General features: G+C 63.3%; 21 protein-coding genes. 12 read left to right on the plus strand and 9 right to left on the minus strand.

All coding sequences use genetic code 11. The annotated features are described in order from the left end of the window. The first annotated feature begins 165 nt into the window (after window positions 1–165). Window positions 166–1,095, plus strand: coding sequence for an alpha/beta fold hydrolase (locus ET21_RS0103915; protein WP_051585648.1), 930 nt, complete (start codon window positions 166–168; stop codon window positions 1,093–1,095). An 8-nt stretch (window positions 1,096–1,103) separates the two neighbouring features. Here ET21_RS0103915 and ET21_RS0103920 read toward each other — a convergent pair whose 3' ends face one another. Both ET21_RS0103920 and epsC read right to left on the minus strand, forming a co-directional pair. Then, window positions 1,104–1,448 (minus strand): DUF2794 domain-containing protein, encoded by a 345-nt coding sequence (locus ET21_RS0103920; RefSeq protein ID WP_030538673.1) that lies wholly within the window; start codon window positions 1,446–1,448, stop codon window positions 1,104–1,106. Continuing rightward, window positions 1,448–2,167: a serine O-acetyltransferase EpsC gene (epsC, locus tag ET21_RS0103925; protein WP_030538674.1), complete on the minus strand. Its 720-nt coding sequence runs from the start codon at window positions 2,165–2,167 to the stop codon at window positions 1,448–1,450. Before epsC ends, ET21_RS0103920 begins: the two co-directional genes overlap by 1 nt. Before the next feature lie 157 nt (window positions 2,168–2,324). On the opposite strand from epsC, the gene ET21_RS0103930 reads away from it, so the two are divergent. Next, entirely contained in the window at window positions 2,325–3,098 is a 774-nt protein-coding gene (locus ET21_RS0103930) for a sulfite exporter TauE/SafE family protein (RefSeq protein WP_030538675.1), read from the plus strand. Between the two features lie 39 nt (window positions 3,099–3,137). Further along, window positions 3,138–4,067 (plus strand): LysR substrate-binding domain-containing protein, encoded by a 930-nt coding sequence (locus ET21_RS0103935; RefSeq protein WP_021237903.1) that lies wholly within the window; start codon window positions 3,138–3,140, stop codon window positions 4,065–4,067. Between the two features lie 3 nt (window positions 4,068–4,070). On the opposite strand, the gene ET21_RS0103940 is transcribed toward ET21_RS0103935, so the two are convergent. From ET21_RS0103940 to pgsA, 3 genes are read right to left on the minus strand one after another with little or no spacing between them, the layout of a single operon-like run. Continuing rightward, on the minus strand, window positions 4,071–4,514 hold the full coding sequence (locus ET21_RS0103940; protein WP_030538676.1) for a molybdenum cofactor biosynthesis protein MoaE: 444 nt from the start codon (window positions 4,512–4,514) through the stop codon (window positions 4,071–4,073). Then, window positions 4,511–4,771, minus strand: coding sequence for a molybdopterin converting factor subunit 1 (moaD, locus tag ET21_RS0103945; RefSeq protein WP_030538677.1), 261 nt, complete (start codon window positions 4,769–4,771; stop codon window positions 4,511–4,513). Before moaD ends, ET21_RS0103940 begins: the two co-directional genes overlap by 4 nt. 3 nt (window positions 4,772–4,774) lie before the next feature. Continuing rightward, on the minus strand, window positions 4,775–5,338 hold the full coding sequence (gene pgsA, locus ET21_RS0103950) for a CDP-diacylglycerol--glycerol-3-phosphate 3-phosphatidyltransferase (RefSeq protein WP_030538678.1): 564 nt from the start codon (window positions 5,336–5,338) through the stop codon (window positions 4,775–4,777). Between the two features lie 145 nt (window positions 5,339–5,483). Here pgsA and ET21_RS0103955 point away from each other — a divergent pair, with 145 nt between their 5' ends. Continuing rightward, window positions 5,484–6,779, plus strand: a complete 1,296-nt coding sequence (locus tag ET21_RS0103955; protein ID WP_021237899.1) for an MFS transporter — start codon at window positions 5,484–5,486, stop codon at window positions 6,777–6,779. A 13-nt stretch (window positions 6,780–6,792) separates the two neighbouring features. On the opposite strand, the gene ET21_RS0103960 is transcribed toward ET21_RS0103955, so the two are convergent. Then, complete coding sequence (locus tag ET21_RS0103960) at window positions 6,793–6,987, minus strand: hypothetical protein (RefSeq protein ID WP_021237898.1); 195 nt, start codon at window positions 6,985–6,987, stop codon at window positions 6,793–6,795. 107 nt (window positions 6,988–7,094) lie between these two features. On the opposite strand from ET21_RS0103960, the gene ET21_RS0103965 reads away from it, so the two are divergent. The 6 genes from ET21_RS0103965 (at window position 7,095) to dxs (ending at window position 14,300) form a co-directional block, all read left to right on the plus strand. Further along, entirely contained in the window at window positions 7,095–9,173 is a 2,079-nt protein-coding gene (locus ET21_RS0103965) for a transglycosylase domain-containing protein (protein WP_030538679.1), read from the plus strand. 65 nt (window positions 9,174–9,238) lie between these two features. Then, window positions 9,239–9,661, plus strand: coding sequence for an iron-sulfur cluster assembly scaffold protein (locus tag ET21_RS0103970; RefSeq protein ID WP_030538680.1), 423 nt, complete (start codon window positions 9,239–9,241; stop codon window positions 9,659–9,661). Window positions 9,662–9,675: 14 nt separating this feature from the next. Then, window positions 9,676–11,481, plus strand: a complete 1,806-nt coding sequence (locus tag ET21_RS0103975; protein WP_030538681.1) for a monovalent cation:proton antiporter-2 (CPA2) family protein — start codon at window positions 9,676–9,678, stop codon at window positions 11,479–11,481. Continuing rightward, window positions 11,478–11,804, plus strand: a complete 327-nt coding sequence (locus ET21_RS0103980; RefSeq protein WP_030538682.1) for a DUF423 domain-containing protein — start codon at window positions 11,478–11,480, stop codon at window positions 11,802–11,804. Before ET21_RS0103975 ends, ET21_RS0103980 begins: the two co-directional genes overlap by 4 nt. A 45-nt stretch (window positions 11,805–11,849) precedes the next feature. After that, complete coding sequence (locus ET21_RS0103985) at window positions 11,850–12,317, plus strand: Fur family transcriptional regulator (RefSeq protein ID WP_021237893.1); 468 nt, start codon at window positions 11,850–11,852, stop codon at window positions 12,315–12,317. Window positions 12,318–12,374: 57 nt separating this feature from the next. After that, on the plus strand, window positions 12,375–14,300 hold the full coding sequence (gene dxs, locus ET21_RS0103990) for a 1-deoxy-D-xylulose-5-phosphate synthase (protein WP_030538683.1): 1,926 nt from the start codon (window positions 12,375–12,377) through the stop codon (window positions 14,298–14,300). Here the strand turns inward: dxs and ET21_RS0103995 are convergent. Continuing rightward, window positions 14,261–14,857: an AAA family ATPase gene (locus ET21_RS0103995; RefSeq protein WP_051767997.1), complete on the minus strand. Its 597-nt coding sequence runs from the start codon at window positions 14,855–14,857 to the stop codon at window positions 14,261–14,263. The genes dxs and ET21_RS0103995 overlap by 40 nt on opposite strands. A gap of 66 nt (window positions 14,858–14,923) precedes the next feature. On the opposite strand from ET21_RS0103995, the gene ET21_RS0104000 reads away from it, so the two are divergent. Next, window positions 14,924–15,379, plus strand: a complete 456-nt coding sequence (locus ET21_RS0104000) for an SRPBCC family protein (RefSeq protein WP_030538685.1) — start codon at window positions 14,924–14,926, stop codon at window positions 15,377–15,379. Continuing rightward, complete coding sequence (locus tag ET21_RS0104005) at window positions 15,366–15,692, plus strand: metalloregulator ArsR/SmtB family transcription factor (RefSeq protein ID WP_030538686.1); 327 nt, start codon at window positions 15,366–15,368, stop codon at window positions 15,690–15,692. Before ET21_RS0104000 ends, ET21_RS0104005 begins: the two co-directional genes overlap by 14 nt. Before the next feature lie 35 nt (window positions 15,693–15,727). Here the strand turns inward: ET21_RS0104005 and ET21_RS0104010 are convergent, their stop codons facing one another. Beyond that, window positions 15,728–16,135, minus strand: a complete 408-nt coding sequence (locus tag ET21_RS0104010; protein ID WP_021237888.1) for a DUF3035 domain-containing protein — start codon at window positions 16,133–16,135, stop codon at window positions 15,728–15,730. After that, entirely contained in the window at window positions 16,135–16,647 is a 513-nt protein-coding gene (gene lspA / locus ET21_RS0104015) for a signal peptidase II (protein ID WP_021237887.1), read from the minus strand. The genes ET21_RS0104010 and lspA overlap by 1 nt, the downstream gene beginning before the upstream one ends. Window positions 16,648–16,764 lie beyond the last annotated feature (117 nt).

Genomic DNA, 16,764 nt, shown 5'->3' on the forward strand with positions numbered 1-16,764 from the left:
ATTTTGGCACGATTGACCCGGCGAAGCGCCGTTATCGCCTCTCCGCCTTGTGCGAAAACTGCTAATATTCAGTGGTGCACCGGCCAAGGCGCTTGCCAGCTTTGCGGAGTTCGCCGAAGGAAGATGAACATCAAACCTGCCTTCGCCTCCAGCATATGGGACCGCATGACTCCTTCGGCCACGATTTGCCCAAGCTCTCATTTCTATACCTCCCTGCGGACGCGGCTGCATTATGTGGATTGGGGAAACCGTTCCGCACCAGCGCTGATCCTGGTGCATGGGGCGCTGGACCATGCACGCAGTTGGGATTGGACGGCGCGTGCGCTGGCACAGGATTATCATGTCATCGCCCCCGACCTGCGTGGCCATGGCGACAGCGCATGGTCGGCACAGGGCTCCTATGCGATGGCGGACTTCGTCTATGACCTCGCGCAACTGATTGATCAGTTGGGCCGGGACAAGGTGACGCTTGTCGGCCATTCCCTAGGGGGATCGCTGGTCCTGCGCTATGCGGGGCTGTTCCCGGATCGGGTGGAGCGGCTTGTCGCGATCGAGGGATTGGGTCTTTCACCCGCACGGCTGGAGGAAATGAACGCGCTTTCCATGCCTGACCGATGGAAGGAATGGATCGAGGACCGGCGCGCGAGCGCCCGCCGCGCCGCCCGCCATTATCCCACGATCGAAGCTGCCGTCGGTCGCATGCGGGAACGCAACGATCATCTGTCGGCCGAACAGGCGCTGCATCTAACGGCGCATGGGGTGAACCGGAACGAAGACGGCAGCTATGGCTGGAAGTTCGACCCCTATCTGCGCACCCTGCCGCCGGAAACGGCCGCGGAGGCAGACCTGCCGCAATTCTGGGCGCGCATCGCCTGCCCCGTCCTCCTCTGCCTGGGTCTGGATAGCTGGGCATCGAACCCGGTGAAGGACGGCCGGATCAGTCACTTCAAGGATGCAAGGCTGGTTGAGTTCGCCGATGCCGGTCACTGGCTGCACCATGACCAGTTCGACCGGTTCATGTCCGAACTGCGCGGTTTCCTTGATGGAGAGGAAGCGCCTCCCGCAGCGCTGTCGGGGCCATCGAACAGCGCCTAAACAGGCCGTCAGTCGCCCACGATCTTGAGCAGGCGGCGTTCGACGGGCGCGAGCACGCCTTGAAGTTCCCCGCCGCGCTTCACGATATTCCCGGCCTCCCCGATCAAGGCCCACATTCCCTGACGATTGCGGAGCGCCGGACGTTTTTCGATCCGGTATTCAGGACGTTCGGCTGACCGGCGGAAAGCAGAGAAGATGGCGGCGTCGCGGCCAAGGTCGATGGCATAATCCCGCCAATGTCCAGCGGACACCATGCGGCCATAAAGGTCCATGATCCGCATCAATTCCAGCCGGTCGAAACCGATCTGCCCAGACGGTGCGCCGTGAACGGGAAACGGCGTCACATTACTCATCAGGCGCGGCCACGCTCCTGAAACAGCGGGACGTCTTCGCCGGGCGCGACAGAGCGGGCGTCCCGCTCCTGCATCAATTCAGCGAGCCGCTTCTGCAACTGCTGTACTTCGCATTGCAATAGTTCAAGCTTCTGCTTTTCAGGATCGTAGCAATCCGAACAGGGCGTGCCATAGGGCAGGAATTCCCGCTGATAGGCCGTGACATCGACCAGCATCTGCCGCGCCGGGATGCCCACCATCGTCGCGCCTTCCGGGACTTCGCGCGTAACGACGGCGTTCGCTCCGATACGCGCGCGGGGTCCGACATGGATGGGGCCGAGCACCTGCGCGCCCGACCCGACGATGACTCCGTCGCTCAGGGTCGGGTGGCGCTTGCCCGCGATGCCATTGGCCGGGTCGGTCCCGCCCAGCGTCACATTCTGGTAAAGCGTGACGTCATCGCCGATCTCGGCAGTTTCGCCAATCACCGTAAAGCCGTGGTCGATGAAGAACCGCTTGCCGATCTTCGCACCAGGGTGAATGTCATTGCCCGTCAAAAAGCGGGACAGATGGTTGATCGCCCGCGCGAGGAAATACAGCCGGGCATTGTAAAGGCGGTGCGCCACCCGATGGAAGGCGAGCGACCACACGCCTGGATAGAGCATGATTTCTGCACGGGAGCGCGGCGCCGGGTCGCGAGATTTGACCGAGTCGAGATAAGCGATAAGATTGCGCAGCATGAAGCGCCCCTGAAAAGCTGACACGCCGTACATAGGCCCAAAGGGACAATTTTTCCAGATGGCCGCTATTTAGACTTGCATCAACAAAACAGAATGTGTCTTGGACCTCGATGATTTACCTATCATTGCGGTAGACAAACATGCCAAAGGCTCGTGGATGACAGATACCTTGATTGCCCATTTTGGGGAGATGTTGCCCTTCATCCTCATCGGCTTTGGTGCGCAGATGATCGACGGGGCTTTAGGCATGGCCTATGGCGTTATCTCCAGTACGCTGCTCCTCGCCCTGGGGGTCCCGCCCAGCCGCGCTTCAGCCAGCGTGCATGCGGCGGAAACCTTTACTACCGGCGTGTCGGCCATCAGCCATATAGCGCATCGCAATGTGGATTGGCGGCTGTTCGCGCGGCTGATCATACCAGGCGTGATCGGCGGCGTCGCGGGCGCTTATGTGCTGTCCAACATTGACGGTTCGGTGATCAAGCCGTTCGTCCAGATCTATCTGGCCGCGATCGGCATCTATCTTGTCTGGAGGGGCTTTCATTTCCCGCCGCATGCGCGCGATCCCAAATGGGTCGCGCCGCTTGGGTTGGTGGGGGGCTTCATGGATGCAAGCGGCGGCGGCGGCTGGGGACCGATCGTCACGTCCAACCTGCTGATCCAGGGCACCAGCCCCCGCCACACGATCGGCACCGTGAACACGGTCGAATTCGTGCTGACCCTGTCGATCAGCATTACCTTCCTGCTGCATCTGGGCTGGCAGGCGTTCACCACTTATACCACGGGCCTGCTGATCGGCGGCGTCATCGCCGCGCCGTTCGGCGCGATGCTCGCCCGCCATGTCGCACCGCGCGTGCTGTTCGTTGGCGTTGGCACCATCCTGATGCTGACGTCATTGTTTGGCGTGGCCAAATGGCTTGGATATATCGGCTGAGCCTATTATATTCCGCTTTCTCATTGAGGAAGGCGATCAATGTCCAGCTACATGCCCACGCTCAAGCAGTTGCAATATCTCGTTGCGCTAAAAGAGCATGGGCATTTCGGCAAGGCTGCGGAAAGCTGCTACGTCACGCAATCAACGCTGTCGGCGGGCATTCGCGAACTGGAGTCGCTGATCGGCGTGACCCTGGTGGAACGCACCCGGCGAGTCGTCCGCTTCACCGCTCTGGGTGACCGCATCGTTGAAAAGGCGCACCGGGTCCTGCGGGAGGCGGAGGAACTGGCCGCCATCGCGGAAGCCTCAGGAAAGCCCCTGACCGGCGAACTGCGCATGAGCGTGATCCCGACGATCGCGCCTTTCCTGCTGCCCCGCCTGCTGCCCCGGCTGCGGGCGGAGCGGCCTGAATTGAAGCTCTATTTGCGGGAGGAGACATCGCAGGCGGCGATCGAATCGCTGCGCCACGGCAATGTCGACTGCGTGCTGCTCGCCCTTCCCTTCCCGACCGGAGAACTGGACAGCGAGTTGCTGTTCCAGGACAGGCTCTATGTCGCCTTCCCGCATGACGATCCGCGCGATCCGCCCGAATGGATCGCGCCGGAGATGATCGACGAGACCAAGCTGCTGCTGCTGGAAGACGGGCATTGCCTGAAGGATCATGCGCTGGCGGCATGCAACCGGCCTGAGATCCGGGCGAGCGCCACGATGATGGGCACATCGCTGCACACGCTGGTGCAAATGGTGGACAATGGCCTGGGGATGACGATCATGCCGGAAATGGCCATCAACGGCGGTATATTGGAGCATACGCAGATTACTGCCCGGCCGCTCCGGTCCGATCGCTCCCATCGCGACATCGCGCTGGTCTGGCGCAAGAACAGCCCGCGGGAAAAGGAATTCCGGTTGCTGGCGGAACTGCTGCGGGAAGCAGCCGAACTGCCGCCGCTCAATGCGCAGGCGGCGTAAGCATCACTCCAACCAGCCGCGCGCCTTGGCGTCATCTTCCACACGCGCCTCAACCCAGCGCGCGCTGCCGTCGCTGAAATGCTCCTTCTTCCAGAAGGGCGCGTGGGATTTCAGCCAGTCGATCAGGAAGGCGCAGCTTTCCAGCGCCGCTGTCCGGTGCCGGGACGCTGTGCCGACGAAAACGATGCGCTCCCCCGGCTCCAGCCGTCCATAGCGATGGATCACCCGCACGCCGAGCAGCGGCCAACGCGCCATGGCGTCCTCCACGATCCTGCCGACTTGCGCCATTGTCATGGCGGGATAGTGGTGAAGCTCCAGGGCGGTAAGCCCCTCCCCGCCCCGCACGATCCCGGTGAAGCTGGCGACTCCGCCACCCCCGCAGGCTTCCAGCGCGGCCAATTCAGCCGCGATATCGAAATCCTCCGCCTGGATGGAGACCCGGCTCATCCCCCCGTTACCGGCGGGAAGATCGCCAGCTCCTTCGCCTCACCGATTATGGTGTCGAGCGGCACAAACTTCTGGTCGAGCGCGGCGCGCAGCTTTTCGGGATCGCCAAGCGCCTGCGCATAGCCGTCCCCACGCGTCGCCAGCCTGGCGATCAGTTCTGCTATGGAGGTGCCGGTTTCCGGCCGCTCGACCTTTTCCTCATCCCGGCCGATGGCTTCACGCACCCATGCGAAGTAGAGAATGGTGAGCGCGGCCATCGATCAATCCATATGCTTGATGCCGACGCGCAGATAATCCCAGCCGGTCACCAGCGTCAGTATGGCCGCCGCCCAAAGGGTGGCGATGCCGATGATCTGGACGATGGGGAATTGCGGCAGCGCCCCCGCCAGGATCAGGGCGCCTAGCGCGATAAGCTGGAACGCCGTCTTCCATTTGGCGAGGCGGGACACGGGAACCGATACCTGCAAGCCCGCCAGGAATTCGCGAAGGCCCGACACCGCGATCTCGCGCAACAGGATGATCATCGCGGCGGCGATGTGGATGCCCGCAATGTCCCGCGTCGCCGACAGCATCAGAATGACCGCGCCGACCATGATCTTGTCGGCAATGGGATCAAGGAAGACGCCCAGCTTGGACACGGTCCCCTGCGCGCGGGCCAGATAGCCGTCGAAATAATCGGTGATGCCCATCAGGCAGTAGAGCGCGAAGGCGAACGCATAGCCGGTGGTCCAGCGCGCGCCCAGCTCGGCGGGCCATAGCAGCGCCACCAGCAGGGGAACCGTCAGGATGCGCGAAAGCGTCAGCAGATTGGGCAGCGTCAGCATGCCCGGCGAACTGCCACAGTCCGCGCCCGCGCACAAGCAGACCTGACATAGGCTGCCTGCAAACGCGTATCAGGGGTTGGACAGACCCGGCGGCAACGGCTAGACCGCGCCTCGCTCGTCCACAGCGAAGAAGACCCCCTCGCATATGCAAGCCTCGCTCAGGCTCCTCAAGAAGCGACGTTTTCTGCCGCTTTTCGTCACCCAGCTCCTCGGCGCATTCAACGACAATCTGTTCAAGAACGCGATGGTGCTGTTCGTCGTCTACAGCGTCTACAATGACGAACGGTCGGAAACCTGGTTCAGCGCGCTGGCGACGGGCGTGTTCATCCTGCCCTTCTTCCTTCTGTCGGCGCTGTCGGGCCAATTGGCCGACCAGCGCGACAAGGCGACCATCATCCGATACGTGAAGGCTGCGGAAATCGCGATCATGCTGGTAGGCGCGACGGGCCTTGCCCTGATCTGGAGCGGGATTGCCGTCCATGTCGTCGCGATACCGCTGCTGCTGGCGGCCCTGTTCGCCATGGGCGTCCATTCGACCTTCTTCGGCCCGATCAAATACGCCATCCTTCCCCAGCATCTGCGGGACGAAGAGGTTCTGGGCGGCACGGGGCTGGTGGAAGCAGGCACCTATATCGCCATTCTGGCCGGCACCATCATCGCGGGCATCATCCCCGTGGAGGCAGCGGCGGCGGGAATCGTGATCACTGCGGCGGTCGGTTATTTGGCTGGCCGCGAAGTCCCCGCCGCGCCTTCGCTGCTGGAGCGGCAGCCGATCGATTTCCATATCATCCGCTCATCGGTGGCGCTGGTGCGCGGCACCATGCATATCCGCCGCCTGTTCCTGGCGATCATGGCGATCAGCTTCTTCTGGGCCGTCGGATCGGTGCTGTTCATCCAGTTCCCGCCGCTGGTCAAAAATGTCCTGTCCGCCGACAAACCGGTGGCCAGCCTGTTCCTGGCGATATTCTCCATCGGCATTGCGATCGGATCGGTCGCCATCAACCGGCTGCTCAAGGGGCATGTGTCCGCGCGCTATGCGCCCGCGTCGGTCATCGGCATGAGCCTGTGCATCGTCGCTTTCCACTTCGTTTGCGATCTGTGGACGCCCGCACCGGATGGAGAGATGCTTTCGCTGGGCGGCTTCCTGGCGCATCCACTGGCGATCGCCCTTTCGGCTTGCCTGCTGGGCGTGGCGACCTTTGGCGGCATGTTCGTCGTGCCGCTCTATGCCTTCCTGACCACGACCGTGGAAAAGTGCGAGGCGGCGCGCACCGTCGCCGCTAATAATATCGTGAATTCAGGTGCGATGGTGACCGGGTCGCTGATCGCCATCGGCCTCAGCCTCGCCGGTATCTCCGTTGTGAATCAGCTGCTGCTGGTGGCGGCGCTCTGCCTGCCCTGCGCCTGGCTCGCCTGGCGGCTTCACAAAGCCTGCGACTGATGGCGAGCCAGCCTCAGAAAATGAAACTGTAGAAAGCCGTGAAAAAGGCGCAGAAACTCAGCAGGAACAGCTTCCAGTCCCCATCATCGGACGTGGCAACGGCATCCTTGCGCTTCATGTCGGCAGGCTCCAGCACATGGCGCGGCAGTTGGGCGCGGAAGGGATGCCGGGCGGACTCTGTTGTCAAAATGAGGGCGCGCTTTCGCATAGGCCGAATTAACGCTTTCTTTACCTTTTCGGCCATGCACAATCGTGGTTAACGAAATATTGTGCCGCATCAGCACACTCTTGACTGTATCATCCTAACAATACAGCATGGCCGGACCGATGAGAGACCCCCTGCCCGCTCCCCAATCCGACTCCGATGCTGCGCGCGAATTCGGGGCGGGGCCGCCCAGCGCCTTCGCCCCGCCCACGCCCTGGCGCAGGCGGCTGCACATAGCGGGATGGATCGCCGCGGCGCTGCTGGCGCTGCTCATGGTGATGATCGCATGGCTGGCGGTCACCGCTCCCCTGTCCCGTTCGCTCAAGCCCATTGCGCCGCCGAGCATAAGCCTGATGTCCTCGGACGGGCATCTGATCGCGCGCCGTGGCGCGATCATCGACCGCCCGGTGACCATGACCGGCCTGCCCAAGCATGTGCCCCAAGCCTTCATGGCCATCGAGGACCGCCGCTTCTATAGCCATTGGGGCATCGATCCGCGCGGCATCGCGCGGGCCGCCTGGCATAATCTCTGGTCGGATGGAGCCTCCCAGGGGGGCAGCACCATTACCCAGCAATTGGCGAAAGGCGTGTTCCTTTCGAGCGACCGCACCTTCGGCCGCAAGGCGCGGGAGGCGCTGATCGCCTTCTGGCTGGAGGCATGGCTGACGAAGGACCAGATATTCGAACGCTATCTGTCCAACGTCTATTTCGGCGATAATGTCTACGGCCTAAGGGCCGCATCGCTGCATTATTTCAACCGCCAGCCCGAACGACTCACGATTTCTCAGGCGGCGATGCTGGCGGGACTGTTGAAAGCGCCTTCCCGGCTTGCGCCGACCAGCAATCTGCCGGGCGCGCGGGCCCGCGCCGCGCTGGTGACCCAGGCGATGGTGGAAGCGGGCTATATCACCAAGGCGGAACGCAATGCCTTGCGCCCGGCCCGGCTGGATGTGCGGGAAACGGCCGAGCCCACCAGCGGCACCTATTTCGCTGATTGGGTGCTTCCTGAAGCGAGGGACCGGGCGGGTGCCGTTTATGGCGAGCAGACGATCGCGACAACGCTCGACTGGCGGGTACAGCGGCTGGCCGAAGCGGCAATCCGGCGCGCCCCGCTGGGCGGCGCGGAAGGGGCGCTGGTCGCGATGAAGCCCGACGGCAGCGTGGTCGCGATGGTCGGCGGCAAGAATTACCGGAAAAGCAGCTTCAACCGCGCCGTGCAGGCGAAGCGCCAGCCCGGATCGACCTTCAAGCTGTTCGTCTATCTTGCCGCCTTCCGCGCGGGCATGACGCCGGAGGACATGATCGATGATACGCCGATTACCACCGGCAGCTACCGCCCGGCCAATCATGGCGGCAAATATCGCGGCAAGATCACCTTGCGCCAGGCCTTCGCGGCATCGAGCAATGTCGCGGCAGTGCGCCTGACCCAGAAGGTCGGCGTGGACAATGTCATCAAGGTCGCGCGCGATCTGGGCATTACCGCTCCGCTGACCGAGGATCTCAGCCTTGCGCTCGGCACATCGGAAATCCCGCTGGTGGAACTGGCGGAAGCCTATGCGGCGGTCGCGGCCGGGGCCTATCCCGTGCTGGCCCACGGCCTGCCACCTGAGGAACAGGGCTGGTTAGACCGGCTGATGGGCCGCCAGCGCCGGTTTAGCGACGATCAGCTCGAAATGATCCGCGACCTCCTGTCTTCCGCCGCCAATCGCGGCACGGGCAGCGCAGCGGCGCTCCGCACCCGCACCTTCGGCAAGACGGGCACGACACAGGACAGCCGCGACGCCATTTTCGTGGGCTATGCAGGCGGCCTCGTCACCGCTGTCTGGATCGGCAATGACGACAATAGCCCCTTGCCCGGCGGCGCTGCGGGCGGCGGCATCCCGGCGCGCATCTGGCGCGACTTCATGGGCCGCGCGATCAACGAACCGGCAGAGGTCCCGGAGGAGGAGCAGGATAGCGATCTGGTCAACGCCATCGCCAATGTCACGGCCGAAGCGGGCTTGGGCAATATGAGCCTTGGCATCGATCAGGATGGCGTTTCGGTGAATATCGGGCCCAACCAGCTTCGCCTGCCGATCGGCCAGCCGCCCCCTGGTGAGCCCGCCGCTCCCGTGCCTGTTCCGGCGCAGGGCACGCCGCCGCCGCGTATCGCGCCTCCTCCGCCCGTGGAAGAGAATGCCGCGCCGTAGATTATCTATGGTAGCGGTCAGAAGCAGCCTTCCTCAAGCATCCAAGCTGCCCTACATGGATCGGGATGAACGCCCCCCTTTATAACAAGGATATCTTACGGCTGGCCGCCACCATTCCGCACCATCAGCGGCTCGCCGGCCCGCAGGCGAGCGTGGAAAAGCGGTCACCGACCTGCGGGTCGCGGGTGACGGCCGATGTGCGAATGGAAAATGGCAGGCTCGCGGAGATGGGGCTGGACGTGAAGGCCTGCGCATTGGGGCAGGCGTCCGCCGCGTTGATGGCTGCGCAGGCGATCGGCCTGTCTGCCGATGAACTGGCGGAGGCGCGCGACAAGCTGACCGATTATCTGGCTGGCCGCAGCGAGGATCTGGACTTTTGGCCCGGCCTTGCCGTTCTGGCGCCCGCGCGCGGCTATCCGGCACGGCATGCGTCGATTCGCCTGGGGTTTGAGGCGATTGCAGAAGCAGCGCGCATGGCGGACGCCTGATGCCCGGCACGAACATGGCCGCTGCTCATCCTCCGGTTTCGGCAACCGACATGCTGCTGTCCGAAGGCGTGATCCTGCTGGGCGCGGCGGTGCTGTTCGTCATGCTGTTCAGGCGCTTTGGCCTGGGCGCGGTGCTGGGCTATCTCGTGGCGGGCGCGCTGGTCGGGCCGCATGGCCTTGGCCTTGTCGGCGGCGCGGAGTCGAAGCTCGCCATCGCCGAGATCGGCATCGTGCTGCTGCTGTTTCTGGTCGGGCTTGAACTTCATCCGGCACGGCTGTGGCGGCTCAAGCGCGATATCTTCGCCCTTGGTCTCGCGCAGGTCGTCCTGTGCGGCCTCGCCCTAACGGCGATCATATTCTACACGACCGGCTTCACCTGGGGCGCGGCGATCGCGCTGGGCCTGCCGCTGGCGCTGTCATCCACCGCGCAGGTATTACCCAGCCTCAAGAGCAGCGGCCGCATCAATTCACCCTTTGGGGAGAAAGTCTTTTCGATCCTCCTGTTTCAGGACCTGTCGATCGTCCCGCTGATCACCATCGTCGCCGCGCTGTCGCGCAATCCGGCCGATGCCTCCGGGCCGCCGGGGTGGGTATTGGCCGCGTCCACCATTGCGGCCATCGCCGGACTGGTGCTGGCGGGGCGGTTCATCCTGCGCCCCCTGCTGCGCCTGGTGGGCAGGCTGGGCGAGCGCGAGCTGTTCGTGGCGGTGGGGCTGTTCACCGTCCTTGCCGCCGCCGCGCTGATGCACGCGCTGCACCTGTCGACGGCGTTAGGGGCTTTCGTCGCAGGCGTGATGCTGGCCGATTCGCCCTACAGGCATGAAATTGAAGCGGACGTCGAACCTTTCCGCTCCATCCTGCTGGGCCTCTTCTTCCTGGCTGTCGGAATGGTGCTCGATCTTCAGGCCGTAGCCGCCAATCCCTTCTTCGTCATCGACATGGCGATGACGCTGGTTATCACCAAGACGCTGCTGATCACTGGCCTTGCCCGCCTGTTCGGCATGGAGTGGAGCCCCGCCATCGGCGCTGGCCTGCTGCTTTCCCAGGGCGGCGAGTTCGGCTTCGTCCTGTTCGCGCAGGCCCAGAATGCATTGTTGATCGCGCCGCAGGGAGCGAGCCTGTTCAGCGCGATCGTGACAGTTTCCATGGCGACCACGCCCTTTCTCATGCTGTTCGCCCGCAGGCTGGAATTTGCCCGGCCCAAGGATGTTTCAGGCCTGGCGGGGCCGGAGGAAGCAAAGCGCGGGACCGCGATCATCGTTGGCTTCGGCCGCTTTGGGCAGACCGTTGCGCAGATGCTGATGGGCCATGGCTTCAGCGTGGTTCTGATCGACAAGAAGCCTTCGCAGATCGAGGTTTCCAGCCGCTTCGACATGAAGGTCTATTATGGAGACGGCACGCGCATGGACCTGTTGCGCAGGGCTGGCGCGGAAGATGCGCGGTTGATTGCCTTCTGCATCGACGATCCGTCACTCGACAAGCGGACGCTCGAACCCATTGCCGAGGCTTTTCCGCAAGCCGCGTTGCTAGTGCGCGCCTTCGACCGGCGACAGTTGCTCGAATTGCGCAAGATGGACCTGGCGGGCGTCGTGCGAGAGGTGTTCGAATCGGCCATCTGCATGGGTGTGCAGGCGATGGAGGCGCTGGGTGTCCCGCAGGGCGAGATTGAGGAGGTCGAGCGCCAATATCGCCAGAATGACGAGCAAAGGCTGACGGTGCAGACCGAACAGGGCAGTCTGCTCGCGGCCAAGGAGCTGATGTTCCGGCCTGGACGGCGGATGCGGCTGCTGACGCGTGGGGAAGGAGAGGAAAGGGCATGATCGGTATATTGGCGGCCTTGTCAGCGGCGCTCGCGATCGGCGCGGGCGCATTCGGCGCGCATGGCGCTTCCAGCCAGCAAGCGGCGGAATGGCTGCGCACGGGCGGGCTGTATCAATTGATCCACGCCGTCGCTGCGATCAGCATCATGAACATGGCGCGGGGACCCGCCATCATGCTGCTGACCGGCGCGGCCATCTTCGCTCTGACGCTTTATATCATGGCGATGGGCGGGCCGCGCTGGCTTGGCGCGGTCACGCCGATTGGCGGAACGCTGATGATAGCAGGCTGGATCTGGACGGCATGGATCTATTGGCGAGCCTGACAGGCCATGCTTGCCCCCGGACGCCCCCACGCCTAGATTAGGACCATGGCCGAGCATCACCACCACCATCATGAGCCGACCGGAGCAAGCCTGGCCGATGCGGCCCGCGTGACGCTGGAAGCGCGCAACGAACAGTGGACGCCGATGCGCGCCGCCATATTCGATGCGCTGGCGGCGGAAGAAAAGCCCGCCTCCGCCTATGATATCGCCGACAATGTTTCCAAGGCGCGGGGCAAGCGCGTCGCGCCCAACAGCGTGTACCGCATCCTGGACCTGTTCGTGGCGAACAATATCGCCATGCGCGTCGAAAGCGCCAATGCCTATATCGCCAACGCCCACCCCGGCTGCCATCATGACTGCATCTTCCTCGTTTGCCGCAGCTGCAAGGAAGCCACCCATGTCGACGACGACAAGGTGACAAGGGACGTGCGGCTGGTGGCGGAACATGAAGGCTTCCTCCCGGAACGCCCCGTGATCGAGATACTGGGCACCTGCGCCAAATGCGCTGCCTGAACGGACCGTTGCGCCGGCACCGTTAAGAGCCTAGCGCGCTTGGAGTATATGTCTTTCATGAATGATCGCCCCGCCACGCCGCTTCTGGACCAGGTGAACTGGCCCGCTGAACTGCGCGAGTTGAAACCAGAGCAGTTGCATCAGCTGGCGGATGAATTGCGGCAGGAAGTAATCTCCGCCGTTGGGGTGACTGGCGGCCATCTGGGATCGGGCCTGGGCGTCGTGGAGCTGACGACGGCCATTCATTACGTGTTCGACACCCCCAATGACAAGCTGGTCTGGGACGTGGGCCATCAATGCTATCCCCACAAAGTGCTGACCGGCCGCCGCGACCGCATCCGCACACTGCGGCAGGGAGGCGGCCTTTCAGGCTTCACGAAGCGCGCGGAAAGCGAATATGATCCGTTCGGCGCGGCGCACAGTTCCACCTCCATCAGCGCGGCGCTGGGCTTTGCGATCGCCAGCAAGCTCGCAGGGAAGCCGGGCAAGGGCATAGCGGTGATCGGCGACGGCGCCATGTCGGCGGGCATGGCCTATGAAGCGATGAACAATGCGCGCGACGCCGGAAATCGCCTGGTCGTGATCCTGAACGACAATGATATGTCGATTGCCCCGCCGGTCGGCGGCCTCTCCGCCTATCTTGCGCGGCTTGTTTCCAGCCGGGAGTTTCTGGGGCTCCGCGGTCTTGCCAAGCGGTTGGCCCGGCACTTGCCCCGTCCGCTTCACAATGCGGCGCGCAAGACGGATGAATATGCGCGCGGCATGGCGATGGGCGGCACGCTGTTCGAGGAACTGGGCTTCTACTATGTGGGCCCGATCGACGGCCATAATCTCGACCAGTTGATCCCCGTTCTGGAAAATGTCCGCGACGCCGCCGAAGGTCCTTGCCTCGTCCATGTCGTGACCCAGAAGGGCAAGGGCTATGCCCCGGCGGAAGCGGCAGCGGACAAATATCACGGCGTCCAGAAATTCGATGTGATCACCGGAACACAGGCCAAAGCGCCCCCTGGTCCGCCCAGCTATACTAGCGTGTTCGCCAAGGCGCTGGTCGCCGAGGCGGAGCGCGATCCAACCATTTGCGCCATCACCGCCGCCATGCCGTCAGGCACTGGCCTGGACAAGTTCGAGCAAGCCTTCCCCGACCGCTTTTTCGACGTCGGCATTGCGGAACAACACGCGGTGACCTTCGCCGCTGGGCTATCGGCGCAGGGCATGCGCCCCTTCTGCGCGATTTATTCGACTTTCCTGCAACGCGCCTATGATCAGGTCGTGCATGATGTCGCCATCCAGAACCTGCCGGTGCGCTTTGCGATTGATCGGGCCGGGCTGGTCGGCGCGGACGGCTCGACTCATGCGGGTAGTTTCGACATCACCTATCTCGCCACCCTGCCCAACATGGTCGTGATGGCGGCAGCGGACGAGGCGGAACTGATCCACATGGTCCACACATGCGCGTTGCACGACAGCGGTCCGATCGCGCTGCGCTACCCGCGCGGAAATGGCGTCGGCCTGCCCCTGCCGGAAACGCCCCAGCGGCTGGAGATCGGCAAGGGCCGGATCGTGCGCGAAGGGCGTCAGGTCGCGATCCTGTCGCTGGGCACGCGTCTGGAGGAAGCCATGAAGGCCGCCGAAGCGCTGGAGGCAAAAGGGCTTTCCACGACGGTCGCAGATCTTCGCTTCGTCAAGCCGCTGGATGAAGCGCTCATCCGCCGCCTGCTGACCACCCATGAGGTTGCCGTCACGATCGAGGAAGGCGCGATCGGCGGTTTGGGCGCGCATGTGCTCACCCTGGCAAGCGACCTTGGCCTCATCGACAATGGGCTGAAGCTGCGCACCATGCGCCTGCCCGATATCTTCCAGGATCAGGACAAGCCGGAAAAGCAATATGCGGATGCACGCCTGGATTCAACCGCGATCGTCGAAACGGTTCTGACGGCCCTGCGTCACAACAGCGCTGCAATCGGAGGCGAAGCGCGCGCCTGATTTGCTGTCTCAGTGGCTGTATCGCCGATGCGCGACTTCACGAAAGCGACCCTCTCTTCGACCGATCCCAGGGGAAGCGGCAGGAGATCATAGCCGAGAGAGCGATAGACCTCACGCATGACAGCGCAGGTCGCGGCAGCTTCGCCGGGTGATTGATGGCGTTCCTGATCCTGCCGGTAAATAGCGGGCCAATGAGGCGCGAGGAAGACCAGCCGGTCATAGCGGCATAGATCGGCAGCGCGGCGCAGATGATCAGGGACCGATATGCCGCAGAGCGTGAGATAGCCGATCACGTCTGGAATGCCGCGATCGAACATGATGGAGCCCTGTCGATCCTGTGCTTCCCTGTACGAACGCAGGTCCCATGCCAGCATCATTTCGGCGAACGCCTTCTGATTGCGCCAGGGCAGAGCGGGACCATCGATCGCCATTTGGTCCTGAATGATAGCGCGTCCAGCCTCCGGCATATGGCCGATGCCGTGACCGGCAAGGGCCCGGATCAAACTGCTTTTACCTGAACCGGGTCCCCCCGTGATCACATGGAATTTGCCGGACATGGCTTTCCTGCTCCTTATTGCATTTCAACTGTTGAAGGGACAATATGCAACCTGGAGATTGCATATATGCCTGACTCAATCATCAAGACAATCGAGATCGCTGCCCCGGTCGAAAAGATATGGGACGCGCTGATCGACCATCGAAAATTCGGTAGCTGGTTCCAGGTCGCACTCGACCAGCCCTTCAAGGTGGGCGAAGCCTCTACCGGACACATGACCTATCCCGGTTATGAGGACTATCGCTGGGAAGCGCGGATTGTGGCGATCGAACCTATGCGGCGCTTTGTCTTTGAATGGCCTGCGACGGGTGGCGACAAGGCGTTGATGGATAGCGGTGTCGCCATTGCCGAATGGACGCTGGTTGAATTTCTGCTGGAGCCCCATGGGAATGGAACGCGGCTGACGGTAACGGAAAGCGGTTTCGACAAGGTGCCGGAGGCGCGGCGGGGTAATGTCATGCGCGATAATGAGGGCGGATGGGCCGAGCAGGTGCGCAATATTCGCGACTATGCAGAGCAGTGATTCGCCTGCCCGTCTGTTTGCTGCCCTGGGTGATCCGACGCGGCTGGGATTGATCGCGCGGCTGGCGGATGGAAAGGCGCGGTCCATTGCGCAGATGGGCGAGCCTTTGCCGATCAGCCGTCAGGCGCTTGCCAAGCATCTGGACGTTCTGCTGGGTGCGGGGCTGGTTCGCCGGACGCGGGTTGGGCGGGAGGCGCGCTTTGTCATGGAGCCTGAGGCGATCCACGCGGCGCGCGACTGGCTGGATGCCGTCAGCGCGCAATGGGATGGTACGCTGGGCCGCCTCAAGGCCTTTGTGGAAGAAGGCGGCTAAGTCCCTGACGCAGCGCGCCAGGGACCGCTTCTAAATCAAGGTTGGGTGGTTGCGCGCGCATCCTGGCCGTCGCCTTCGGGCGCGGCGATGATGTCGCGGGTGGTTGCGCCCTTGTCCACGACTTCGGTGGCCGGATCGCCCACCGAGGAGCGGATGCCAGCGGCGGCATTGGCCCGTCCCGCCTCATTAAGAGCGGCAGCTTCGGTCGCGCTGCGCGGCGCGGGGCCGCCGAACATGGCCTCCATAGCGGCGCGGCTGGAATCCACGGCCGCAGCCGATGGCGTGCCGGGCGCGGGCGGGACGAGTGCGTAATCGGGGGGGATCACCAGCGGAGCCTGACGCGAAACCGCGAATTCATCCGGGCGATCGCGGTTGAAGAGACCGGAAGAGCCGCAGGCGGACAAGGTGGAAACCAGGCCGGCAGCAAGGATCAGTTTACGCATCAGTTCAGTGACTCCGTCTTTGCGCCCTTCTCGCGCAGCAGCAGCGCCCGCGCAAGCAGGATCAGCACGCCGATGGTGATGGCGGCGTCCGCCAGGTTGAAGATGAGGAACGGCCGCCATTCGCCGAAATGCAGATCGGCATAATCGACCACATAGCCCAGCCGCACGCGGTCGACGATGTTGCCGATCGCGCCGCCCAGCACCAGCCCCAGCGCCGCGACATCCTGCCGCGCCTTTTCCCGCCACATCCACACGCCGACGAAGGTGGCGATGAGCATGGTCATGCCCACCAGAATCCAGCGCATCATGTCCGTGTCGGCGTGGAAGAAGCCCATCGACACGCCGCGATTTTCCAGCCAGCGCAGGCGGAATATCGGCAGGATCTCAATTCCTTCGTCCATCCGGCTCTTGAGCGCGAGCGGATAGGTGACGGTGTATTTGATGAGTTGGTCGAGTGCGAGCGTGACGATCGCGACGGTCAGCCCCAGCGGACGGTGATTGACGGCCGCCATCAGCGGTCCACCCGCCAGGAGTTGGGTGACATAGGTGACACGAGAGAACCCCAAAAAAGCGCCATTTTTTTCCTATTTCACTTCCTACAGGCAACAGGGCGCAGCCTATAGCCGATG

It is taken from the genome of Sphingobium sp. DC-2 (assembly GCF_000722555.1).
Classification (GTDB): Bacteria; Pseudomonadota; Alphaproteobacteria; order Sphingomonadales; family Sphingomonadaceae; genus Sphingobium; species Sphingobium quisquiliarum.